The organism is Streptomyces sp. T39, assembly GCF_008042045.1.
Taxonomy (GTDB): domain Bacteria; phylum Actinomycetota; class Actinomycetes; order Streptomycetales; family Streptomycetaceae; genus Streptomyces.
This window is the reverse complement of the sequence record NZ_RDBP01000037.1, coordinates 646,477-666,850: the sequence shown is the minus strand read 5'-3', so window position 1 is coordinate 666,850 and position 20,374 is coordinate 646,477. Positions and strand designations below refer to the sequence as shown.

Annotated in this window: 25 protein-coding genes; 15 read left to right on the top strand and 10 right to left on the bottom strand. The window is 73.8% G+C overall.

Annotation, left to right across the window (positions count from 1 at the left end; translation table 11 throughout):
* Positions 1-26 precede the first annotated feature (26 nt).
* From EAO77_RS25490 to EAO77_RS25470, 5 genes are all read left to right on the top strand, one after another.
* A complete protein-coding gene (locus tag EAO77_RS25490; protein ID WP_147990608.1) occupies positions 27-416 on the top strand; it encodes a YidH family protein in 390 nt (129 codons plus the stop codon).
* Positions 401-727 (top strand): DUF202 domain-containing protein, encoded by a 327-nt coding sequence (locus EAO77_RS25485; RefSeq protein ID WP_410088715.1) that lies wholly within the window; start codon positions 401-403, stop codon positions 725-727. Before EAO77_RS25490 ends, EAO77_RS25485 begins: the two co-directional genes overlap by 16 nt.
* 135 nt (positions 728-862) lie before the next feature.
* Positions 863-1,159, top strand: coding sequence for a hypothetical protein (locus EAO77_RS25480; protein ID WP_187283399.1), 297 nt, complete (start codon positions 863-865; stop codon positions 1,157-1,159).
* 419 nt (positions 1,160-1,578) lie between these two features.
* Positions 1,579-2,598, top strand: coding sequence for a phosphotransferase family protein (locus tag EAO77_RS25475; RefSeq protein WP_147990606.1), 1,020 nt, complete (start codon positions 1,579-1,581; stop codon positions 2,596-2,598).
* Positions 2,599-2,605: 7 nt separating this feature from the next.
* Positions 2,606-3,820, top strand: coding sequence for an acyl-CoA dehydrogenase family protein (locus tag EAO77_RS25470; protein ID WP_147990605.1), 1,215 nt, complete (start codon positions 2,606-2,608; stop codon positions 3,818-3,820).
* 121 nt (positions 3,821-3,941) lie between these two features.
* Here the strand turns inward: EAO77_RS25470 and EAO77_RS38845 are convergent, their stop codons facing one another.
* The 4 genes from EAO77_RS38845 to EAO77_RS25455 all read right to left on the bottom strand — a co-directional run bounded on the left by EAO77_RS38845 (position 3,942) and on the right by EAO77_RS25455 (position 7,260).
* Entirely contained in the window at positions 3,942-4,091 is a 150-nt protein-coding gene (locus tag EAO77_RS38845; protein ID WP_187283398.1) for a hypothetical protein, read from the bottom strand.
* A gap of 113 nt (positions 4,092-4,204) precedes the next feature.
* The gene (locus tag EAO77_RS25465) at positions 4,205-4,798 is read right to left on the bottom strand and encodes a TetR/AcrR family transcriptional regulator (protein WP_147990604.1); all 594 of its coding nucleotides are present in this window, start codon (positions 4,796-4,798) and stop codon (positions 4,205-4,207) included.
* A gap of 48 nt (positions 4,799-4,846) precedes the next feature.
* Entirely contained in the window at positions 4,847-6,499 is a 1,653-nt protein-coding gene (locus tag EAO77_RS25460) for an AMP-binding protein (protein ID WP_261994138.1), read from the bottom strand.
* Positions 6,496-7,260: an SDR family oxidoreductase gene (locus tag EAO77_RS25455; RefSeq protein ID WP_147990602.1), complete on the bottom strand. Its 765-nt coding sequence runs from the start codon at positions 7,258-7,260 to the stop codon at positions 6,496-6,498. Before EAO77_RS25455 ends, EAO77_RS25460 begins: the two co-directional genes overlap by 4 nt.
* Positions 7,261-7,425: 165 nt before the next feature.
* On the opposite strand from EAO77_RS25455, the gene EAO77_RS25450 reads away from it, so the two are divergent.
* From EAO77_RS25450 to EAO77_RS25430, 5 genes are all read left to right on the top strand, one after another.
* Entirely contained in the window at positions 7,426-8,670 is a 1,245-nt protein-coding gene (locus EAO77_RS25450) for an exo-beta-N-acetylmuramidase NamZ domain-containing protein (RefSeq protein WP_147990601.1), read from the top strand.
* 104 nt (positions 8,671-8,774) lie between these two features.
* On the top strand, positions 8,775-8,987 hold the full coding sequence (locus EAO77_RS25445; RefSeq protein WP_147990600.1) for a hypothetical protein: 213 nt from the start codon (positions 8,775-8,777) through the stop codon (positions 8,985-8,987).
* Between the two features lie 360 nt (positions 8,988-9,347).
* Positions 9,348-10,697, top strand: a complete 1,350-nt coding sequence (locus EAO77_RS25440) for a serine-threonine protein kinase (protein ID WP_147990599.1) — start codon at positions 9,348-9,350, stop codon at positions 10,695-10,697.
* A gap of 114 nt (positions 10,698-10,811) precedes the next feature.
* A complete protein-coding gene (locus EAO77_RS25435; protein ID WP_147990598.1) occupies positions 10,812-11,423 on the top strand; it encodes a hypothetical protein in 612 nt (203 codons plus the stop codon).
* 190 nt (positions 11,424-11,613) lie between these two features.
* Positions 11,614-12,687, top strand: a complete 1,074-nt coding sequence (locus tag EAO77_RS25430; RefSeq protein ID WP_147990597.1) for an RNA ligase (ATP) — start codon at positions 11,614-11,616, stop codon at positions 12,685-12,687.
* A 65-nt stretch (positions 12,688-12,752) separates the two neighbouring features.
* On the opposite strand, the gene soxR is transcribed toward EAO77_RS25430, so the two are convergent.
* On the bottom strand, positions 12,753-13,232 hold the full coding sequence (gene soxR / locus EAO77_RS25425; protein ID WP_147990596.1) for a redox-sensitive transcriptional activator SoxR: 480 nt from the start codon (positions 13,230-13,232) through the stop codon (positions 12,753-12,755).
* A gap of 139 nt (positions 13,233-13,371) precedes the next feature.
* On the opposite strand from soxR, the gene EAO77_RS25420 reads away from it, so the two are divergent.
* Positions 13,372-13,833 (top strand): MaoC family dehydratase, encoded by a 462-nt coding sequence (locus tag EAO77_RS25420; protein WP_147990595.1) that lies wholly within the window; start codon positions 13,372-13,374, stop codon positions 13,831-13,833.
* A 34-nt stretch (positions 13,834-13,867) separates the two neighbouring features.
* Here the strand turns inward: EAO77_RS25420 and EAO77_RS25415 are convergent, their stop codons facing one another.
* The 3 genes from EAO77_RS25415 to EAO77_RS25405 all read right to left on the bottom strand — a co-directional run bounded on the left by EAO77_RS25415 (position 13,868) and on the right by EAO77_RS25405 (position 16,182).
* Positions 13,868-14,512 (bottom strand): TetR/AcrR family transcriptional regulator, encoded by a 645-nt coding sequence (locus tag EAO77_RS25415; protein ID WP_147990594.1) that lies wholly within the window; start codon positions 14,510-14,512, stop codon positions 13,868-13,870.
* A 126-nt stretch (positions 14,513-14,638) separates the two neighbouring features.
* Entirely contained in the window at positions 14,639-14,926 is a 288-nt protein-coding gene (locus EAO77_RS25410; protein WP_147990593.1) for a YiaA/YiaB family inner membrane protein, read from the bottom strand.
* 104 nt (positions 14,927-15,030) lie between these two features.
* Positions 15,031-16,182, bottom strand: coding sequence for an acyl-CoA dehydrogenase family protein (locus EAO77_RS25405; protein ID WP_147990592.1), 1,152 nt, complete (start codon positions 16,180-16,182; stop codon positions 15,031-15,033).
* A gap of 63 nt (positions 16,183-16,245) precedes the next feature.
* On the opposite strand from EAO77_RS25405, the gene EAO77_RS25400 reads away from it, so the two are divergent.
* From EAO77_RS25400 to EAO77_RS25385, 4 genes are all read left to right on the top strand, one after another.
* Complete coding sequence (locus EAO77_RS25400) at positions 16,246-16,914, top strand: TetR/AcrR family transcriptional regulator (RefSeq protein WP_147990591.1); 669 nt, start codon at positions 16,246-16,248, stop codon at positions 16,912-16,914.
* A 67-nt stretch (positions 16,915-16,981) separates the two neighbouring features.
* Positions 16,982-17,680, top strand: a complete 699-nt coding sequence (locus EAO77_RS25395) for an ArsR/SmtB family transcription factor (RefSeq protein ID WP_147990590.1) — start codon at positions 16,982-16,984, stop codon at positions 17,678-17,680.
* A 32-nt stretch (positions 17,681-17,712) separates the two neighbouring features.
* The gene (locus EAO77_RS25390; protein WP_147990589.1) at positions 17,713-18,672 is read left to right on the top strand and encodes a DMT family transporter; all 960 of its coding nucleotides are present in this window, start codon (positions 17,713-17,715) and stop codon (positions 18,670-18,672) included.
* Between the two features lie 125 nt (positions 18,673-18,797).
* Positions 18,798-19,253 carry a hypothetical protein gene (locus EAO77_RS25385; RefSeq protein ID WP_147990588.1) on the top strand — a complete coding sequence of 152 codons (456 nt, stop codon included), beginning with the start codon at positions 18,798-18,800 and terminating at the stop codon, positions 19,251-19,253.
* Here EAO77_RS25385 and EAO77_RS25380 read toward each other — a convergent pair.
* Complete coding sequence (locus EAO77_RS25380) at positions 19,243-19,458, bottom strand: DUF397 domain-containing protein (protein ID WP_147990587.1); 216 nt, start codon at positions 19,456-19,458, stop codon at positions 19,243-19,245. The two genes, EAO77_RS25385 and EAO77_RS25380, sit on opposite strands and share 11 nt — an antisense overlap.
* Positions 19,439-20,290, bottom strand: a complete 852-nt coding sequence (locus tag EAO77_RS25375; protein WP_147990586.1) for a helix-turn-helix domain-containing protein — start codon at positions 20,288-20,290, stop codon at positions 19,439-19,441. Before EAO77_RS25375 ends, EAO77_RS25380 begins: the two co-directional genes overlap by 20 nt.
* Positions 20,291-20,374: the final 84 nt, after the last annotated feature.

Genomic DNA, 20,374 nt, shown 5'->3' with positions numbered 1-20,374 from the left:
GCCACACCCCGGGTAGGGTGCCCGGCGTGAGCGATTTCGTGCAGAGCCTGCGGCTGTGGTTCGCGCCGGGGCGCATCCGGGACGAGGGCGACACCCCCGACTACCGGTTCTCGCTCGCCAACGAGCGGACCTTCCTGGCCTGGATCCGCACCGCGCTCGCCCTGATCGGCGGCGGCTTCGCCGTCGACCAGTTCCTGCCCGACCTCCGGTGGGGCGTCCGGGCGGGCCTGGCGCTCGCGCTGATCGGCACGGGCGCGGTGTGCGCGGTGCGTGCGGTCAACCACTGGGTGCGGTGCGAGCGCGCCATGCGCCGGGGCGAGGATCTGCCGGTGTCGCGCTTCCCGGCCCTGCTGGCCGTCCTGGTGGCGGTGGTGGCGGCCGCGATGGTGCTGGTCGTGGCGTGGGGGGACGTGTGACGGCCGGGCCCGCCCGCGATCCCGGCCTCCAGCCGGAGCGGACCCGGCTGGCGTGGCGGCGCACCGTGCTGAGCTGGACGGTGGTGGCCGTGCTCGCCGTGCGGCAGGTGGCCGGCGGGCGGCCGGTCTGGACGGACGTGCTCGCGATGGGGATGTGCGTGCTGGCGCTGCTGGCGTTCGCCTCCGTGGCCAATCGGCGGATGCTGGCGATGGCCGCCGCCCGGCCGGCCGCGCTGACCCCGGGCGGCGCGGCGGCGGCTGCGGCCTGCACGCTGGTGCTGGCGGCGTTCGCCGTGGCCATCGTGGTGTGACGCCGGGCGTCCCGCGCGGCGCGGTCGGATCATCCTCCTTTCCCGGTGACGCGGTCCGGTGACCTGTCGGTCGGCGACGGCCCGACTAGCCTGTAATGCGGCATTTGTCCGCATGTCAACTCCGAGGTGAGCGCCATGACCGTCCTGCACCACGAGCACACCGGCCACTCCCACGCCCACGGCCCCACGTGCGGCCACACCGAGATCCGCCACGGCGACCATTTCGACTACGCGCACGACGGGCACCTCCACCGCGCCCACGACGGGCACTGGGACGAGTGCGAGGCCGGCGAGCACGTGTCGCACAGCGGTCACGCCCACCAGCACGGCAACGGCTGCGGCCACCCGGCCGTCGAGCACGGCGACCATGTCGACTACGTCCACGACGGCCACCGCCACGCGCAGCACGACGGGCACTGGGACGACCACTGACGGCCACCCGCAGACCCGCACGACCCGCACGACCCCGCCGGGGCGACCGCCCCCGACCGGCCCGGCCCCGGCGGGGGTCGACTCCGCCGCCCGCAGGCCGGTTTCGTCCGCCTGCGGGCGCCCCCGCCGGACCCGGCGGCCGCCGCCCGGGACGCGGGCGCCGCTGAACGGGCCCGCACCGGACGCCCGCCACGCCCAAGCGCACCACCGGACCGCTCCCGCGCCGGCTCTTTTCTTTTCCCGTGCCCGCTTTGCGCGCACGCTTTCTCCCGCCCGCCCTCCCGCGCGCCCGGCCGGCTCGTCATCCCTGTGATCCGCACGTCTGTTGCGGGTCACGCACTGGACGACATACCGACTGGTCGGTCATCATTGGCGCGTCCAGGACCGACGACCGGAACCGCCCCCCGGAGGTGCACCCCATGAGCCCAGCCCCACAGGGCCTCGACCCCGAGCAGTTGCGCGGCCATCTCGACCGCGAACGACCGGGGCTGGTGAGCGGGCCGCTCAGCGCGCGGCTCATCCAGGGCGGCCGTTCCAACCTCACCTACGCCGTCACCGACGGGACGAACCGGTGGGTCGTGCGGCGCCCGCCGCTGGGCCATGTCCTCGCGACCGCACACGACATGAAGCGCGAGCACCGCGTCATCAGCGCGCTCGTCGGGACCGCCGTGCCGGTGCCGGAGCCGGTCCTGCTGTGCGAGGACGACTCCGTGCTGGGCGCGCCGTTCTACGTCATGGAGTTCGTCGAGGGCACCCCGTACCGCACCGCGGAGCAGCTGGCCCCGCTCGGGCCGGAGCGCACCCGCGCAGCGGTGCTGGGGCTCGTCGACACCCTGGTCGACCTGCACGCCGTCGACCCCGGGGCCGTCGGTCTCGGCGACTTCGGCCGGCCCGAGGGGTTCCTCGACCGTCAGCTGCGCCGCTGGGGCAAGCAGCTCGCCGCCTCGCGGGGGCGGGAGCTGGCCGGCATCGACGAGCTGCACGCGGCTCTCGGCCGTGATCTGCCGGTCTCCCCCGCGCCCACCGTGGTGCACGGCGACTACCGCCTCGACAACGTGCTGATCGGTGAGGACGACCGCATCAAGGCGGTGCTCGACTGGGAGATGTCCACGCTCGGCGACCCGCTGACCGACCTCGGTCTGCTGGTGATGTACAGCCGGCGGCTGGAGCTGCCCGGCTCCCCCATCAGCACCACCGCGGGTGCCCTCGGGCACCCCGCGCCGGCCGAGCTGATCGAGCGGTACGCCGCCCGCTCCGGGCGGGACGCGTCCGCGATCTCCTGGTACACCGCCTTCGCCTGGTTCAAGCTCGCCGTGATCCTCGAGGGCATCCACTACCGCTACACCCTCGGCCAGACCGTCGGCGCCGGCTTCGACCGGATCGGCGATCTCGTCCCCGTCTTCATCGAGCACGGTCTCACCACCCTCCAGGAAGGCTGAGCGACCCATGGATTTCGCATTCGACGCCCGTACCGAGGAACTCCGCGACAGGCTGCTGGCCTTCATGGACGAGCACGTCCACCCGGCCGAAGAGATCGAGCACGAGCAGCGCGCACGGCTCGCCTCGCCGTGGGACACCCCGGCGATCGTCGAGGAGCTCAAGGCGGAGGCCCGCAGGCAGGGCCTGTGGAACCTCTTCCTCCCCGACTCCGAGCACGGCGCCGGGCTGACCAACCTGCAGTACGCGCCGCTCGCCGAGATCACCGGCCGCAGCCCCCACCTCGCCCCCACCGCGCTGAACTGCGCGGCCCCGGACACCGGGAACATGGAGGTGCTGTCCCAGTTCGGCAGCGAGGAGCAGAAGAAGCAGTGGCTGCAGCCGCTGCTCGCCGGTGAGATCCGTTCCGCCTTCGCGATGACCGAGCCGGAGGTCGCCTCCTCCGACGCGACCAACATCCGCACCCGGATCGACCGGGACGGCGACGACTACGTCGTCAACGGCCGCAAGTGGTACATCTCCGGGGCGATGAACCCCCGGTGCGAGATCTTCATCGTGATGGGCAAGACGGACCCGGACGGCGACGACATCCGGCGTCAGCAGTCGATGATCCTGGTGCCGCGCGACACACCGGGCGTCGAGATCCGGCGCGCGATGCAGGTGTACGGCTACGAGGACCACTCCCACGGCGGTCACGCCGAGGTCGTCTTCACCGACGCCCGGGTCCCCGCCTCGCATCTGATCGGCGAGGAGGGCGGCGGTTTCGCCATCGCCCAGGCCCGCCTCGGGCCGGGCCGCATCCACCACTGCATGCGCCTGATCGGCATGGCCGAGCGGGCGATCGAGCTGATGTGCCGGCGCGCCGTCTCCCGCGAGGCGTTCGGCAAGGCGATCGCCCAGCAGGGCGTGGTGCAGAACTGGATCGCCGACGCCCGGGTCACGGTGGAGCAGCTGCGCCTGCTGGTGCTGAAGACGGCCTGGCTGATGGACACCGTGGGCAACCGCGGGGCGCACACCGAGATCCAGGCCATCAAGATCGCGACGCCGCGTGCCGTGGTGGACATCCTCGACAAGGCGGTCCAGGTGCACGGCGCGGGCGGCGTCAGCCAGGACTTCCCGCTGGCGGAGCTGTGGGCGTCGGCCCGCACGCTGAAGCTCGCGGACGGTCCGGACGAGGTCCACCAGCGCTCCCTGGCCCGCCGGGAACTGAAGCGCTACCTCTGACCCGGTCGCGGGCGGGCGGTCATCTCCGCCCGCGCGCGGCCCGGACGGGACGGCCGCGGGCGGGACGGCCGGCGGTCCGGGCGCAGGCGTCCGCCGCACTGGCCCCGGGCCCCCGGCGGGTTCAGTAGCCGCAGCCCGGGGTGTGGTCCTCGCGGGCCAGGTCGCGGGCGAAGCGCGCGGCGCGCAGTGCGGTGCGCGCGAGGGCGCGGCGCAGCCGGGAGGCGGTGGAACCGTAGGCGCTGGCCCACAGCGGAGGCAGCCTGGTGTCCATGTCTCCAGCCTGACCCGCCGGGCGCGGTGCGGCCACAGGTGGGCTCGCCGGCCCCGTGCGGCGGCCCCGGCCGAGGGGCCGGGGCGTCCCGCCGCCTGCCGTGCGCGGCCGCCCTACGGGCGCAGCGCGCGCAGCAGGAGGTCGGCGAGGTGGTCGGCGACCTGCTGCTTGGTCATGGAGCCGTCCGGGCGGTACCACGTCGAGAGGTGGTGGACCGAGCCGAAGTGGTAGTCGACGACGAGGTCGGCGGGGGTTGCCGTGGAGAACACGCCGTTGCGCTGCCCCTCCTCGACCAGCGCCCGGAAGCGCTCGTGGTAGCGGCGGCGCTCGGCACGTACCTGCTTGTGCTTCTCGGGGCTCAGGTGGTGCATGGAGCGGAAGAAGATCGCCGCGTCGTCGAGGTTGTCGATGGTGGTGACGACGACGTCGGCCGCCGCGCCCCGCAGCCGGTCCTCGATCGGGTCGTCGGCGTCCGCGTAGGCGTCGAGGCGTTCCTGCTGGACGCGCAGGACCCGGGCGTAGACCTCCTGGAGGAGGTCCTCCTTGGAGCCGAAGTAGTGGTAGAGGGCGCCCTTGGTGACGCCGGCCGTCTCCACGATCTCCTGGACGGAGGTGCGGTCGTACCCCTGCTCCGCGAACAGGCGGGTGGCGGTGGCCAGCAGCCTCTGCGGTACGGGGGTCCCCTCCCCGTCCGTCGTCCTGGCCATCGCGCCACCCGCCTTTCGTCTTGTTTTCCTCTGGTGCCGGGACGGTCCCTACGCTTGCGAACGCAGTTCCCGCCTGAGGATCTTCCCACTCGTCGTCTTGGGGAGTTCCGGCAGGACCGTCACGTCACGCGGGTACTTGTACGCCGCGAGGCGCTGCTCGCAGTACGCGGAGAGCTCACCGGGCGCCACCTCGGCGCCGGGGCGCAGGCTGACGTAGGCCCTGACCGTCTCGCCCCGGTAGGCGTCGGGCACGCCGACGACGGCCGCCTCCCGCACGGCCGGGTGCGTGTAGAGGACGTCCTCCACCTCGCGCGGCCACACCTTGAACCCGGAGGCGTTGATCATGTCCTTCTTGCGGTCGACGACGTACAGCCAGCCGTCGGCGTCCATGAACCCGATGTCACCGGTGCGCAGTTCGCCGTCCGGGAATGCCTCGGCGCTCGCCTCGGGCAGTCCCCAGTAGCCGGGGACGACCTGCGGTCCGCGGACGGCGATCTCGCCCTGTTCGCCGAGGGGGACGTCGTCGCCCTTCTCGTCGACGATGCGGACGATCGTGTCGGGGCCGGGGACGCCGACGGAGAGCGTGCCGGAGGCGGGGTCGACCGGGGCCTCGTGCTCGGGGGGCACGGCGGCACAGGGTGCGGTGCACTCGGTGAGTCCGTAGCCGTTGCGGATGTAGGGGCCGAAGCGGTCGCGGAAGCCCTCGACGAGCGCGGGCGGCAGCGGCGCGCCGCCCGAGGAGATCACCTCGAACGAGGCGAAGTGGTCCCGGGTGACCGCCGGATGCGCGGCCAGCGCCATGAAGGCGGTGGACGGGCCGACGGTGTAGGCGGGCCGGTGCTCGGCGAAGGCGTCGAGGACGACGCCGGCCTCGAAGCGGTAGGTGAGGGCGAGGGTGCCCGCGTTCGCGAAGCAGGCGGCCAGCTCGCAGACCATGCCGGTGATGTGGAACAGCGGGGCGAGGGCGTAGTAGCAGGCGCCCTCGGGGACGGGGTGTCCGGTGCGCTGGCGTTCGGCGTTGTAGGCGAGGGCGCCGTGCAGGTTCATCGCGCCCTTGGGGGTGCCGCTGGTGCCGGAGGTGTAGCTGATGAGCGCCACGTCGTCGGCGGCGGGCTCCGGGCAGCCGGGTGCGGGCAGGCCGGCGCGGGCGACGCCGAGGAGGTCGTCGGCGTCGTCGGCGGGCGGGGTGCGCTCGAAGCCGAGGACGCGGGTGTCGCCACGGGTCTGGAGGTCGAGTTCGCAGGCGGTGAGGACGACGCGCACCGGGGAGGCGGCGGCGCACTCGCGCAGACGGGTCTCCCAGGCACGGTCCGAGCAGATCAGCGCGCCCACACCGGCGTCGGCGAGCACATGGGCGACCTCGCCGCCCTTGTACATCGGGTTGAGCGGGACGACGACGGCGCCGGCCTTCCAGGCGCCGAGCAGCGCGATGACGAAGTGCGGGGTGTTCTGGAGCATGATCGCCACCCGGTCGCCGGGGGCGATGCCGCGGGCGGCGAGGTGTCCGGCGACGGAGTCGGAGAGCGCGTCGGTCTCGTCGTAGGCGAGCCGGCCGTCGAAATAGGCGAGCGCGGTCCGGCCGGGGGCGCGGGCGACGGCCGCGCGGAAGGCCTGGAGCACGCCGGCGGGCGGGTCGACCGGGGCGCGCTGGGCCTCGCTCAGGCGGCCGAGCCAGGGGCGGGCGGCGTAGACGGAGCTCACCGGGAGACCTCCTCCCACTTGCGCTGGAGGTGGTTCATGCCGGACAGCCACTTGTCGGTCTCCGCGGCCCTCGCCCGGTAGTACCCGGCCACCTCGGGATGCGGCAGGACGAGGAAGCGGTCCTCGGCCATCGCGTCGAAGAGGGCGTCGGCGACGTCCTCGGGCTCGATGGCGGTGGGGCGCAGGACGATGTCGCCGGCCGATCCGCTGGCGGTGAGCATGTCGGTCCGCACCCCCTGGGGGCAGATGGCGTGCACCTTGACGCCGCGGTGGCGGTAGGTGAGCGAGAGCCACTCGGCGTAGGCGAGGGCGCCGTGCTTGGTGACGCTGTAGGGGGCCGCGCCGATCATGGTGAGCAGCCCCGCCGCGGAGACGGTGGAGACGAAGGTCCCGCTGCCGCGCTCCAGCCAGTCGGGCAGCAGCGCGCGGCTCGCGCGGACGTGCGCCATGACGTTGACGTCCCAGGCGGATGCCCAGACGTCCTCGTCGGCGAAGGCGTCCCCGCCGGACCCGAGGCCGGCGTTGGCGCAGTAGACGTCGACGGTGCCGCCGAGCGCGTCGCGGGCGGCGTCCACGATGTCCGAGGCGTCGCCGGGCACCGCGGTGCCCCCGACGGAGGCGGCGACGGCCTCGGCCTTGGCGGCGTCGATGTCGTTGACCACGACCCGGGCTCCCTCGGCCGCGAACCGGCTCGCCAGTGCGGCGCCGATGCCGCCTCCCGCGCCCGTGACCACAACTCCCGCGCCCCGCACCGTACTCATCACGCTCCGCCCTTCGCAGATCCTCGGCTCCATGGGCAGACTAACCGGTCGGTATGTACGGGGGGAAGGGGTCGGACGCACGGGTGCCGCCGGGGTCGTTCCCGGCGGGCGTCAGGAGCGCTAGCCTGCGTGGCCATGACAGACGGCGATCACGGAGGTAGCCCGATGAGCCTGTCCAGACGGGGTTTGCTGGCCGCGGGCGGCGGCGCGGTGGGGGCCCTCGCGGCCTCCGCCCCGACCGCCGCAGCCCACGGGGACCGGGGCCGCGCGGTGCGCACCGGATTCGATCGGCTCGCGGCGGACGGGTACGCGGCCCTGGCGGGCGAGCGGGTCGGGGTGGTGACCAACCCGACGGGCATCACCCGGGACGTGCGCCACATCGTGGACGTGATGCACGCGGACGACCGGGTGGACCTGACCGCGGTCTTCGGCCCGGAGCACGGCTTCCGCGGGACCGCGCAGGCGGGCGGTTCCGAGGGCCGGTACGACGACCCGGCGACGGGGCTCCCGGTCTACGACACCTACCTGAAGAGCGGGCAGCCGCTGGCGGACGTCTTCACCGCGTCGGGCGTGGACACGGTCGTCTTCGACATCCAGGACGCCGGCGCCCGGTTCTACACCTACATCTGGACGCTGTTCGACTGCATGCAGGCCGCCGCGACGGCCGGCAAGCGGTTCGTGGTGCTGGACCGGCCGAACCCGGTGACCGGGCGGGCGGCCCTCGGCCCGGTGCTCGACAAGCGGTTCGCCACCTTCGTCGGCCGTGAACCCATCGCGCAGGCGCACGGCATGACCGTCGCCGAGCTGGCGCTGCTGTTCAACGGCGAGTTCCTGACGCAGCCGGTGGACCTGTCCGTCGTGACGATGAAGGGCTGGCGGCGGACCGATTTCTTCGACGGGACCGGACTGCCCTGGGTGCCGCCGAGCCCCAACATGCCCACCCCGGAGACCGCCGTCGTCTACTCGGGCACCTGCCTCTTCGAGGGCACCAACCTCTCCGAGGGGCGCGGCACGACCCGGCCGTTCGAACTGCTGGGCGCCGAGGGCGTCGACCGGCGCTGGGCCGAGGCGGCGAACGCGCTGGAGCTGCCCGGAGTCCGCTTCCGCGAGGCCTACTTCGCCCCCACGTTCTCCAAGTTCCAGGGGAAGACCGTGGGCGGGGTCCAGCTGCACGTCCACGACCGCGAGTCCTTCGACCCCGTGCGCACCGGCATCGGGCTGCTGGTGACGGCGAAGCGGAGCTGGAGCGGATTCGCCTGGCGTCCGGACAACTGGATCGACAAGCTCACCGGCACCACCTCGGTACGCACGCTGATCGACGCCGGCGCGGACACCGACGAGGTCGTCGGGGCCTGGGCGGCCGACCTGGCCGCCTTCCGCGCCGTGCGCAGGAGGTATCTGCGCTACTGACCCGGCGTCCGGGCGCGGTCCGGAACGGGGGTGCGGTCGTCCCCACCCCCGTTCCGGGGGGCCGCACCCTGGCCCCCCACCGGGCGCACGGGGAGAGTGGGTCCATGCGCCCCCGGCTGCGAGACCTCAGAAGGCACCCCCTGAAGCGGCACGCCGTGCTGCTCGTCGTGGCGCTGGCCGCCATCGCCGTCATGTCGCCCGCACGGGCGCAGCAGCATTCCGCCGACCCCCTCCCCCGCCACGGGACCGGCGAGCCCGGTCACGTCCCGCGGGTGGCGGACGCGGAGCCGTGCGAGCGATCGGCGCCGCCCAGGTGAACGTCCGCCGCGCCGCGCACCGCCGGGCGCCCGCGGCCCGGCGGACCGGACCGGATGACCCGGCCGCCCCTCCCCGGCCCGGCCGCGCACACCCCGGCGCGCGGTGCCGCCCGCGACGGACGCGCCGGCCCGCGCACCGCCCCACGAGCCCGCCGATGGCCGGGAGTCGACCGTCCCGCCCGGAGCTCCGGCGGCATCCGTCCGGACGGGGCCGGGTCGGTGCGCCTGCTCACGTCGTACGACGTCCTCATCCATCTGCATGAGGTCGGGTGCCGCCGGCCGTCTCGGACCGGCCGGGGGTATGGCTGTTTCCTCTCTTGCGCAGGATGCTGGGGAGAGGGGACGAGGGAGGGGCGCACCATGGCCGACGCAGGTGGGCAGCCGTACCGGGAGACGGTCTTCGGCGCGGACGGCGATCCGCTCCGACCGTGCGACGGCCTGGTGGAGCCGGGGGTCACCGATCTGCTGCTGTTCGCGCACGGGTGGCACAACACCCCCGCCACGGCACGGGCGCTGAACACGGCGTTCTTCGCCCCGTTCACCAAACTGGTCGCCCAGACCCCGCAGGTGCGGCTCGCGTGCGCGGCGGTCACCTGGCCGTCGATGCGGTTCACCGACGAGTCCATCCCCGACGTGGAACCGCCGGCCCCGGGGGCGCAGCCGACGGGTCCCGGCCTCGACCGGGCGACCCGGGACGGGCTGGCCGGGCTGCACCCGGGCCGGCATTCCGACGTGCGGCGGCTGGCGGTGCTGCTCGACGAGCAGCCGTCGTCCATGGCGGCGTTCCAGGAGTTCGGTTCGCTGGCACGGCAGTTGGCGGCCGTGCCGGCCGGCGGCCTGGAGTCGGGCTTCGCCGAGGATCTGCCGCAGGACGAGCAGGGCCCGCCGGCCGTGCTGTACGAGCACCTCCCGAGGCTGTGCGTCCGGCTGTCGGAGGCACTGGACGACGGCCCGGCACCGGACGCCCGGGGCGCCGCGCCTCCCGGCGCGCGGGGCCCGGCGGACCGGACGCCGCCGGGCGGGTACCCGGGGACCTCCACGCCTGCCGTGGTTCCGGTCCCGTGGCGGGGCGCGAAGGAGTTGCTGCGGCAGACCACCTACTACGCGCTCAAGCGCCGGGCGGGGACGGTCGGCGAGCTGGGGCTCGGTCCGCTGCTGGGGCGGCTGGCCCGGACGGCGCCCGGCGTGCGGGTGCACCTGGTCGGGCACGGCCACGGCGCCCGGCTGGTGGCGTTCGCGCTGCGCGGGCTGCCGCACGGCGCCCACAACGTCAAGTCCGTGACGCTGCTCCAGGGCGCGCTGTCCCACTACGTGTTCGCCAGTGGTCTCCCCCACGCGCCGGGGGCCGGCGGCGCGCTCGCCGGGCTCCAGGACCGGGTCGACGGCCCGGTGGTGGCCTCCTTCTCGCGGCACGACAGCGCGCTCGGAGTCTTCTACCCGCTGGCCCACGGGCTCGCCGGCGAGCCGGCGGCGGCCGGCGGCGACGCGCGCTGGTGCGCGATGGGCGCCGAGGGCATCCGGGCCGTGCCGGGGGCCGTGCGGACGAACCTGGGCGAGGCGTTGCGCGACGGGCTGCCGGGCAGCGGGTGCGTCAGCGTGGACGCGGCTCAGGTGGTGCGCCGCGGCGGGCCCCCGGCCGGTGCGCACAGTGACATCTGCCACGAGGAACTGGCCCGGCTGGTGCTGGCGGCGGGCCGCGTCGGACGCTGACCGGACGACAGGATCCGGACGAATCGGCGCCCGGCGATTTTCGATGGAGCCTAAACGGGCACTCCTACGTCCATTCCCCAACGCCGATGGACGAGTGACGGAGGTGCCGACACGATGGCAGGTTTCCGGAGTCTTGCGAGACAGGTGCGCGACGGGCGGTGCGATCTGGCGCTGCGCCGCTACTCGCTGCGCAAGTGCCTGGAGAGGTTCGCGCCGTACGGCCACCGGGCCACCTGGGACCACCTGTGCGCCCGCCACGGGATCGAGCCCGAGGACCGGGATCCCGATCCGGCGCGGCTGGTGGCCGCGCTCGACGAGCTGGAGGACGCGCGCGCGGTGTGGCTCGCGTACGAGGAGGACTTCGCGGACCGCCGCAAACGGGAGAAGCACGAAGGGCTGCGGCGGCCCGGCCATCTCGACGACTGGCACCGCAGGAGCTGGGGCGGGAACGGGGTGGCGCGGTGCGACACACCTCACGCCCACCCCTCCCAGCCGCTGGGCGAGGTGCTGCGCCGGCTCATCGGCGCGCTGGACGAGGAGCCGGGGTCGGCCTGTCCGGTGTGCCGGGGAACGCACATCGTGTGGCGGCAGGACCTGGACGACGAGCCGTGGGCGGGTCCGGTCTGCGAAGGGTGCGGGATCGTGGTGCCGCAGCCGGTGCTGACGGCCGCCGCGGTGGCCGCGGCCCGCAGGGCGGGCCGGCGCGAACTCGCGTCGGTGGCCTGAACGCGGCGGGGAGCCCGGGGACGGGGGCCCGGGTCCCGGCCGGGCGGGCGCCGCGCGGCGCACACCCACGGGCGGGGATCCGCTTCGGGGCGCGGGACGGCCTTTAGCAGAGCGGAAATCCCCTGGGCCAGCGGGATTTCGGCGGGCGAGAGTGTCGGGAGACGGATGCCACGAGCAAGGAGTCCCCGACATGTCGACGCTGCGCGTCACCGCCGAGACGCTGACCGTGCACGAACACCCCGACGCCGACGCGCTGGAGCTGGCCCAGGTGGGTCTCTACCGCGCCGTCGTCGCCAAGGGTGCCTACCGCACCGGTGACGTCGCGCTCTACATCCCCGAGCAGGCCGTGCTGCCCCCGGCCCTGATCGACGAACTGGGCCTGACGGGACGCCTGTCCGGCGGGGACCGCAACCGGGTCAAGGCGGTGCGGCTGCGCGGGGAGCTGTCGCAGGGCATCGTGTGCCGGCCGCGTGCGGTCGCGAACGTCGACCTGGCCCGGGCGGCCGAGGAGGGCACGGACTTCGCGGAGCTGCTCGCGATCACCAAGTGGGTCCCGCCCGTGCCCGTGGGGATGAGCGGGGCGGTGGAGCCGGCGCCCGAGCTGCTGGGGTGGGTCGACATCGAGAACCTCCAGCGCTACCCGGACATCTTCGAGCCCGGCGAGCAGGTGGTGCTCACCGAGAAGCTGCACGGTTCGGCCTGCCTGCTGACCTACTCGGCCGCGGACGGCGGCAGCGTACGGGTGTCGTCGAAGGGCTTCGGCGCCAAGGGCCTCGCTCTCACCGAGGACCCGGCGAACCTCTACTGGCGCGCGGTGCTGGGGCACGGCGTCCCCGCCGCCGCCGCGCGGCTCGCCGCCGCGCTGGGAGCGAGCCGGGTGGGCGTCTTCGGCGAGGTGTACGGGGCGGGCGTCCAGGACCTCGCGTACGGCGCCGACGCCCGCAGCGCCGAGGGGCTCGGGTACGCGGTGTTCGACGTGTCGGCGGAAATCGACGGGCGGGTCCGCTGGCTGGACGCGGCCGCCCTGCTCGACGGTGAACTGCCGCTGGTGCCACGGCTGTACGAGGGCCCGTACGACGCCGGCACGGTGCTGGAGCTGGCCACCGGCAGGGAGACGGTGTCGGGGCGGGGGCTGCATCTGCGGGAGGGCGTCGTGGTGCGCTCCGCGGTGGAGCGCTACAGCCCGGTGACCGGCGGGCGGGCCATCGCCAAGGCGGTCAGCCCGGCGTATCTGACCCGCAAGGGCGGCACCGAGTACGAGTGACGCTCTCCGCCACGGCTCGGGGCCGGTCCCTCCGGGGGCCGGCCCCGAGCCGTGTCCCGTCGGGGTCAGCCTCCGTCGCCGGCGGGCCTGCGGCGTTCGCCCAGCAGACGCGAGCCGGTCAGCCGCTCGCCGAACACGTCGTCGGGGTTGGACAGCACGCAGGTCTCCAGGGACAGGCAGCCGCAGCCGATGCAGTCGGTGAGGTGGTCCCGGAGCCTGCCGAGCTGCTTGATGCGCTCGTCCAGCACGCCCCGCCACGCTTCGGAGAGCCGGGCCCAGTCCTCGCGGTCGGGTGTGCGCTCCTCGGGCAGTTCGGCGAGCGCGTCGCGGATGGTGGCCAGCGGGATGCCGACGCGCTGGGCCGCGCGGACGAAGGCCACGCGGCGCAGGGTGTCCCTGCTGTAGCGCCGCTGGTTGCCGCTGGTGCGCCGGCTGGAGATCAGGCCCTTGGACTCGTAGAAGTGCAGGGCGGACACGGCGGCGCCGCTGCGCGCGGCGAGCTGGCCGACCGTGAGTTCGTGGATCGTCTCGGGAATCTGGGGCACCCGGCGAACCCTACGTCCACCGCCGACTCGTCCTGGACGTCCGTTGACAGAGTGCCCCCGCCCCACCATGCTGAGCAAGCGCTTAGACATTTGTGTCGAGACATGCGCTTCGAGAGTGCGAGAGGCAGGGACCAGGGACATGGCTGAGCCGAGGATCTTCACCTCCCCCGAGGAGCTGCGCGCCGGAGTGGGCGAGCAACTGGGGCACAGCGACTGGCTGGAGATCGACCAGAAGCGGATCGACCTCTTCGCCGACGCGACGGGCGACCACCAGTGGATCCACGTGGACGCCGAGCGGGCGGCGAGCGGCCCCTTCGGCACGACGATCGCCCACGGGTATCTGACCCTGTCGCTGCTGCCGGCCCTGGTGCCCCAGGTCCTGCGGGTCGAGGGCATGAAGATGGGCATCAACTACGGGACGAACAAGGTGCGCTTCCCCGCGCCCGTCCCGGTCGGCTCGCGGCTGCGCGCCACGGCCGTGCTGAAGGAGGTCGAGGACGCCGGCGGCGGTGTGCAGATGACCGCCCTCGTCACGATCGAGCGCGAGGGCGGCGACAAGCCGGTGTGCGTGGCGGAGTCGGTCTCCCGCTACTTCTTCTGAACCGGCCGCCCGCCGGGGCGCCCGGCCGGCCCGCTCAGCGGCCCTGCGGGGCCCCCACCATGCGCAGCACGAGGTCGGCGTAGAACGCGCCGACCTCGTCGGGCGTCCGGCGTCCCTGGGTGTTGAACCAGCGCGCCACGTCGATGCAGAGGGAGAGGATGGCGACCGCGGTGCCGGGCACGTCGGGCACGGTGAACTCGCCCGCGGCGACACCCTCGTCGAGCAGTCTGCGCACCACGGCGTCGCTCTCGCGGCGGAGCTCGATGATCTCCGCCCGGTGCTCCTCGGAGAGGGCGTCCAGTTCGTACTGGACCACCCTGGCCGTGGTGTGCCGCCCGGCGTGCCAGCGCACGAAGGTGCGCACGGCCTCGGCGAGGCGGTCCCGCGGGGTGCCGGGCCGGTCGTACGCGGCCGTCAGGATGTCGAGGGCCTTGTCGTGCCCGATGCGGCTGATCCGGTGGAGCAGCTCTTCCTTGGTCTTGTAGTGGATGTACAGGGCCGCGGGGCTCATGCCCGCCCGGCCGGCGATGTCACGCGTGGTGGTCGCGTGGTACCCGCGCTCGGCGAACGCCTCGACCGCGGCGACGAGCAGTTTCCTGGCCGCCTCCGGGGTGACCTGGTCCCACGGCTTCTCCTCGCCGGACACGTCCTCGCCGGCCGCCGTCTGGTCCGCAGTCATCACTCGCCCCTTCTCTGGCACAGGACGACACCATACCCCGCGCATGAGCGCCCGCTTAGGGCCTCGCGGCGGGATCGCGCGGACGCGCCGGGCGCCGGGGCGGCCACGGGCGGCCCCGGCGTGTGCCTACAGCTTCTGGAAGGGGTCGTGCTCGGCCAGCAGCTTCTCCAGCCGGGCCTGGTCGACCCTGCTGACGATCTGTCCGGCCTCCTGACGGTCCCTGACCACCTTGGCGAGCGTGAAGGCCGACGTCGTCAGGTACAGCACGGCGACGGCGAGGAAGGCACGCACCCAGGCGTCCGCCTCCATGTGGTAGATCCCGATGGCGACGGCGCCCAGCGCGACGGCGAAGGAGATCACGGCCTGGCTGTAGTAGGCCGCGGTGTTCTGCTGCTTGACCTGTGTCTCACTCATGGGCACAGCTTCGTGCGCCGTGGCGGGCGTCACATGGGCGCTGGTACTCATCCGGGTACTCAGGCCGGTGCCCGGGCGCGCCGGAGCGCCGCCGCACGGCCGGGTCAGAACGCGGAGACCCCCGTGAGCGCCCGGCCGATGATCAGCTTCTGGATCTGGCTGGTGCCCTCGTAGAGGGTCATCACCCGGGCGTCGCGCAGCAGCTTGCCGACCGGGTACTCGTCGATGTAGCCGTACCCGCCGAAGACCTGGAGGGCGTTGTTGGCCGCCCGGACCGCGGCCTCGGAGGCGAACAGCTTGGCCTTGGACGCGGCCGTGGCGAACTCCTCGCCCCGGTCGACGAGGTCCGCCACCCGCCAGGTGAGCAGGCGGGCGGCGTCGACGTCCACGGCGATGTCGCTGATCAGCTCCTGGACGAGCTGGTAATGGGCGATGGGGCGGCCGAACTGCTCGCGCTCGCCCGCGTACCCGACGGCCGCGTCCAGCGCGGCCTGGGCGATGCCGACGCAGCCGGCCGCGACCGACATCCGGCCCTTGGCGAGCGCGGACATGGCGAGGGAGAAGCCCCTGCCCTCAGCGCCGAGCATGGCGGACGCCGGGACGCGCACGTCCTCGAGGACCAGTTCGGCGGTGGCCTGGCCCCGCAGGCCCAGCTTGCCGTGGATGGTGCGGCGGGTCAGCCCGGGGGTGTCGGTGGGGACGAGGAAGGCGGAGACGCCCCGGTGGCCGGGGGTGTCGTTGGTGCGGGCGAACAGCAGGACCACGTCGGCCCAGGTGCCGTTGGTGATGAACATCTTCGACCCGTTGACGACGTAGTCGTCGCCGTCCGGGACGGCACGGGTGGCCAGGCTGCCCGCGTCCGATCCGGTGCCCGGTTCGGTGAGCCCGAAGCAGCCGACGGCGTCTCCCGAGGTCAGCCGGGGCAGCCAGGCCCGCTTCTGCCCCTCGGTGCCGTAGGAGGCGATGGTCTTGGCGACCAGGCCGAGGGAGACGGAGACGATGCCGCGCACCGACGAGTCGCCGCGGCCGAGTTCCTCGGTGACCAGGCAGTAGGCGAGGTGGTCGCCTCCGGAGCCGCCGTACTCCTCGTCGACGGTGAGACCGAGGAAGCCGAGCGCGCCGAGCTTCTTCACGATCGCGCGGTCGACGTTCTCGGCCCGGTCCCACTCGACGACATGGGGGGCGATCTCGCGGGCGACGAAGTCCGCTGCGAGCCGGCGGACGGCCGTCTGCTCCTCGGTGAGCTCCAGGTTCATACGCGGGCACCCCACTTTAACTACCACTGCTAGTTTATTTTGCCAGGGCCTACTATGTGCCGCATGGCCCGACCGCGCAAGCCCCTGCTGAGCCGTGACCGCATCGTCGAGGCGGCCGGCGCCCTCGTCGACGCGGAGGGGCTGGACGCGGTCTCCACCCGCAGGCTCGCGGCCGAGCTGGGGGTGAGCGGCCCCTCGCTCTACAACCACTTCCGCAACAAGGACGAGATCCTGGACGCGGTGGCCGACGCGGTCAGCGCCCGGGTCGACCTGTCGATGTTCGACGCGGACGACCCGCGGGACTGGCGCACCGCACTGCACGACTGGGCGCTCTCCTACCGGGCCGCGCTGCGGGCGCACCCCAACACCGTCCCCGTCCTGGCCCGCGGACCGGGCCGCCGTCCCGCCGGCCTCCGGGTCGCCGACGCCGTCTTCGGCGCCATGGTCCGCGCCGGCTGGCCGCCCGCCCAGGCCACCCGGATCGGCGCGCTGATGCGGTACTTCATCACCGGCTCCGCACTCGGCTCCTTCGCCCGCGGCTTCGTCGACGACGCCGCCGCCTACGACCCGGCCGACTATCCGCACCTCGGCCAGGCCCACCTCCTCGCCGACCGCCAGGAACAGGTCGACGAAGGGGCGTTCGAGACGGGGCTGCGCGCGCTGCTGGACGGGCTGGCGATGCAGTACGAGGCGGGCGTCCGACGGGACTGGGCGGTGTCGAACTCCGGGTGACGTGCGGGCGGGCCGCCGCTGCGACCTTTCGGCCGCCGCCGAACCATGGCTGCCGCATCCTGGGGGCATGACCTCCTCCCGGGACCTCGCCGCCCTCGCCTCGCTGCTCGCCGACGAGACCCGCGCCGGATTCGCGCTCGCCCTGCTCGACGGACGCGCCTGGACCGCGGGCGAGCTGGCCCGTCACGGCGGGGTCGCCCCGTCGACCGCGAGCGAGCACCTCGGCAAGCTGGTCGCGGGCGGCCTGCTCACCGAGGAACGCCAGGGGCGCCACCGCTATGTGCGCCTCGCCGACGACCGGGCGGCCCATCTGGTCGAGGAGCTCGCCGCCTACGCGTCCCCCGGGCCGGCGCCCCGGCCCCGCACCCTGCGCGAGTCGAGCGCCGCCCACGCGATGGCGCGGGGCCGCACGTGCTACGACCACCTCGCGGGACGGCTGGGCATCGCCGTCACCGACGCCATGACGGCGCGCGGGCTGCTCGCCCAGGACGCCGGCTTCGCGCTCACCGAGCGGGGCGTCGGCTGGTTCGGCGATGCGGGCATCGCCCTCACCCGCACCGGACGCCGGCCGCTGGCCCGCGGCTGCCTGGACTGGACCGAACGCCGCCCCCACCTCGCCGGGATCGCCGGCGCCCGCCTGTGCGCCCACGCGCTGGAGGCGGGCTGGTGCGTGCGGATCGGGTCGGAGCGGGCCGTGAAGGTCACCGGGGAGGGCGAACGTGCGCTGCACGCGCTGCTCGGGATCGAGCCCGGGAAATTGCGGTGAGGACCGAAGGGTCACCGCCGTACCGTCGGCCCATGACGAACCCGCCGAACCCTTCCCGTGGCACCGCCTGGCCCGCCCTCGCGGCCGCAGCCGTCACCGTCGTCCTCTGGGCGTCCGCCTTCGTGTCCATCCGCAGCGCGGGCGACGCCTACTCCCCCGGCGCGCTCGCCCTCGGCCGCCTGCTCGCGGGCTCCCTCGCCCTGGGCTGCGTGCTGCTGATCCGGCGCGAGGGGCTGCCGCCGCGGGCCGCGTGGCCGGGGATCGCCGTGTCGGGCCTGCTGTGGTTCGGCGTCTACATGGTGGTGCTCAACTGGGGCGAGCAGCAGGTGGACGCGGGCACGGCGGCCATGGTCGTCAACATCGGACCGATCCTGATCGCGCTGCTCGGCGCACGGCTCCTCGGCGAGGGGCTGCCGCCCCGGCTGGTCGCGGGCATGGCGGTCTCCTTCGCGGGTGCCGTGGTGGTGGGCCTGTCGATGTCCGGCGAGGGCGGCTCCTCGACCCTCGGCGTGCTGCTCTGCCTGGTGGCCGCGGTGGGCTACGCGGCCGGTGTGGTGGCGCAGAAGCCCGCACTGGCCCACGCGAGCGCGCTCCAGGTCACCACGTTCGGCTGCCTGGTCGGCACGGTCGCCTGCCTGCCCTTCGCGGGGCAGCTCGTCGCGCAGGCGTCCGACGCTCCGCTCTCCGCGACGCTGAACATGGTCTACCTCGGCATCTTCCCGACCGCGCTCGCCTTCACGACCTGGGCGTACGCGCTGGCGCGCACGACGGCGGGCCGGATGGGCGCGACCACGTACGCGGTTCCCGCCCTCGTGGTGCTGATGTCGTGGCTCGCCCTGGACGAGGTCCCGGGGCTGCTGACGCTGGCGGGCGGCGCACTCTGCCTGGCGGGTGTGGCCGTCTCCCGCTCGCGGGCGAGGACGGCCGCCGCAGGGACCGGCGGCGAGGCGGGCGCCGAGGCGGCCACCCGGCGCCGGTCGCCCTCGTCCTGAACGGGGGCCGCCCGCTCCCGGGACGGGTGTCACGGCGGCCGTCCCCGCCTCACCCCGCGGACGCCGGGCGGCGACGGCCGCCCGGCGTCCCGGCGTCCGGCCCCGCACCGGGCATGATCGTGCGCATGGGACACCCACATCTGCCGACGACCCAGGCCGCCGTCGCCGCGATCCGCGAGGTCGCGCGGGAGTACGACCGGGAGTTCGTCGTCTCCGACGACATCGGGGCCGACCAGGTCTCGCGCCGCGAGTCGGCCGACGCGTTCACGGCGGCCGACCCGGACGGATCGCTGCCGCACGAGGCGTTCGTGGAGCTGGGCGGTCAACCGGCCGTCACCGTGCGGATCTTCGCCGACGGGGACGCGAAGGTGACCGTCGACGAGGTCGAGTTCCACGACGTCCCGCGCGCCTCGGTTCCGGGCTTCCTGAGGTCCGTCTACGGAGGACTGGCCTACGTGAAGGGGAGGTTCTTCCCGGTGGGCGAGTGGCTGGTGGTGCCGCTGCCCGGCGACGAGACCTACAAGGAGCTGATCCTGCTCAGCGGACTCACCCCGTGGCTCGCCCGCGCCGTCAGGCCGTAGCCCACGGCGCCTTCAGCGCCCCGACGAACGCGGACCACGCCCCGCCGCCGACCACCACGACCGGCCCGCCCGGGCGCTTGGAGTCCCTGACGGGGACCAGGCCGGGGAGTCCGTCGGCGACTTCGACGCACTCGCCGCCGTCACCGTTGCTGTGACTGCTCGTCCGCCAGGCGGCTGCACCCAGGTCAATTCGGCTGCTTGCCATTTCGGTAGTCCTCTGCCGCTGCGTCGATCATGGCCAGGGACGCCTCCGGGGACAGTGCGGCGGCCCTGAGCTGATCGTATGCCTTGTGGTATTGCTCCACGAGGGCCGGATCGTCGATCAGGTGACCGTGGTAGGCGCCCTCCGTGTAGAGCACCGGTGGGGCGTCCGCGAACCGCATGAACATCATGTCCGTCTTCAGGAACGGGCGGGTCGGCCCGTTCCACGGAAGTACTTGTAGAACGATGCGACGCCGCCCGGCCAGCTCCGAGATGCGGGTGAGCTGCGCCGCCATGTCGGCGCACGGCAGGAACGGCTGACGGACCAGCGACTCGTGGAGGACCACCCAGTACTCGGGCGTCCGGGGGTCGTCGAGGAGTGCCGCCCTGCACACGCGGGCCGTCACCTTCGCATCGACCTCGTCCGGCTGGTCCAGGGGGTGGGTCGCGTGGATGACCCCGCGTGTGTACGCCTCGGTCTGCAACAGACCGGGCACGAGCGCAGGACTCCACCTCTCGATCGACCGGGCGCGCATCTCCAACTCGGCCACCTGCGCGAAGTAACCGGCGTGCACGCCCTGGCGTGCCCTGCGCACATCCTCGCAGCGGCGCTCGAAGAACCCGTCCGTGCCCAGGAGGCGGTCGACGTGCCGGGCCAGGTCGGCCGGCATGCGGCGGGTACCGCGCTCGATCTCGCTGAGCAGGCTCACGCCGTAGAAGCTGCCCTCGACCGTCTGCTGGAGCGTCAGTCCGGCCGCCTCCCGCTGGAAGCGCAGCTCCGCGCCGTAGAGGGCGGGGACGCCCGCCGAGCCGTCGATGTCCTTGCGTGCCGCCATCGTTCACCGTTCCACGGTCCGTGCGGTGGAGTCAGAAACCCTTCAACCGTACGCACCGCCCCGCCACGCTGTGAGCGCAACGTC

Coding starts and splice junctions, on each gene's coding strand:
- EAO77_RS25445 (WP_147990600.1), top strand. CDS start 8,775: ATGCGCCCCCGGCTGCGAGACCTCAGAAGGCACCCCCTGAAGCGGCAC.
- EAO77_RS25400 (WP_147990591.1), top strand. CDS start 16,246: ATGGCCCGACCGCGCAAGCCCCTGCTGAGCCGTGACCGCATCGTCGAG.
- EAO77_RS25385 (WP_147990588.1), top strand. CDS start 18,798: ATGGGACACCCACATCTGCCGACGACCCAGGCCGCCGTCGCCGCGATC.
- EAO77_RS25480 (WP_187283399.1), top strand. CDS start 863: ATGACCGTCCTGCACCACGAGCACACCGGCCACTCCCACGCCCACGGC.
- EAO77_RS25470 (WP_147990605.1), top strand. CDS start 2,606: ATGGATTTCGCATTCGACGCCCGTACCGAGGAACTCCGCGACAGGCTG.
- EAO77_RS25450 (WP_147990601.1), top strand. CDS start 7,426: ATGAGCCTGTCCAGACGGGGTTTGCTGGCCGCGGGCGGCGGCGCGGTG.
- EAO77_RS25380 (WP_147990587.1), bottom strand. CDS start 19,458: ATGGCAAGCAGCCGAATTGACCTGGGTGCAGCCGCCTGGCGGACGAGC.
- EAO77_RS25410 (WP_147990593.1), bottom strand. CDS start 14,926: ATGAGTGAGACACAGGTCAAGCAGCAGAACACCGCGGCCTACTACAGC.
- EAO77_RS25455 (WP_147990602.1), bottom strand. CDS start 7,260: ATGAGTACGGTGCGGGGCGCGGGAGTTGTGGTCACGGGCGCGGGAGGC.
- EAO77_RS25430 (WP_147990597.1), top strand. CDS start 11,614: ATGTCGACGCTGCGCGTCACCGCCGAGACGCTGACCGTGCACGAACAC.
- EAO77_RS25465 (WP_147990604.1), bottom strand. CDS start 4,798: ATGGCCAGGACGACGGACGGGGAGGGGACCCCCGTACCGCAGAGGCTG.
- EAO77_RS38845 (WP_187283398.1), bottom strand. CDS start 4,091: ATGGACACCAGGCTGCCTCCGCTGTGGGCCAGCGCCTACGGTTCCACC.
- EAO77_RS25435 (WP_147990598.1), top strand. CDS start 10,812: ATGGCAGGTTTCCGGAGTCTTGCGAGACAGGTGCGCGACGGGCGGTGC.
- EAO77_RS25475 (WP_147990606.1), top strand. CDS start 1,579: ATGAGCCCAGCCCCACAGGGCCTCGACCCCGAGCAGTTGCGCGGCCAT.
- EAO77_RS25390 (WP_147990589.1), top strand. CDS start 17,713: ATGACGAACCCGCCGAACCCTTCCCGTGGCACCGCCTGGCCCGCCCTC.
- EAO77_RS25395 (WP_147990590.1), top strand. CDS start 16,982: ATGACCTCCTCCCGGGACCTCGCCGCCCTCGCCTCGCTGCTCGCCGAC.
- EAO77_RS25415 (WP_147990594.1), bottom strand. CDS start 14,512: ATGACTGCGGACCAGACGGCGGCCGGCGAGGACGTGTCCGGCGAGGAG.
- EAO77_RS25420 (WP_147990595.1), top strand. CDS start 13,372: ATGGCTGAGCCGAGGATCTTCACCTCCCCCGAGGAGCTGCGCGCCGGA.
- EAO77_RS25375 (WP_147990586.1), bottom strand. CDS start 20,290: ATGGCGGCACGCAAGGACATCGACGGCTCGGCGGGCGTCCCCGCCCTC.
- EAO77_RS25440 (WP_147990599.1), top strand. CDS start 9,348: ATGGCCGACGCAGGTGGGCAGCCGTACCGGGAGACGGTCTTCGGCGCG.
- EAO77_RS25405 (WP_147990592.1), bottom strand. CDS start 16,182: ATGAACCTGGAGCTCACCGAGGAGCAGACGGCCGTCCGCCGGCTCGCA.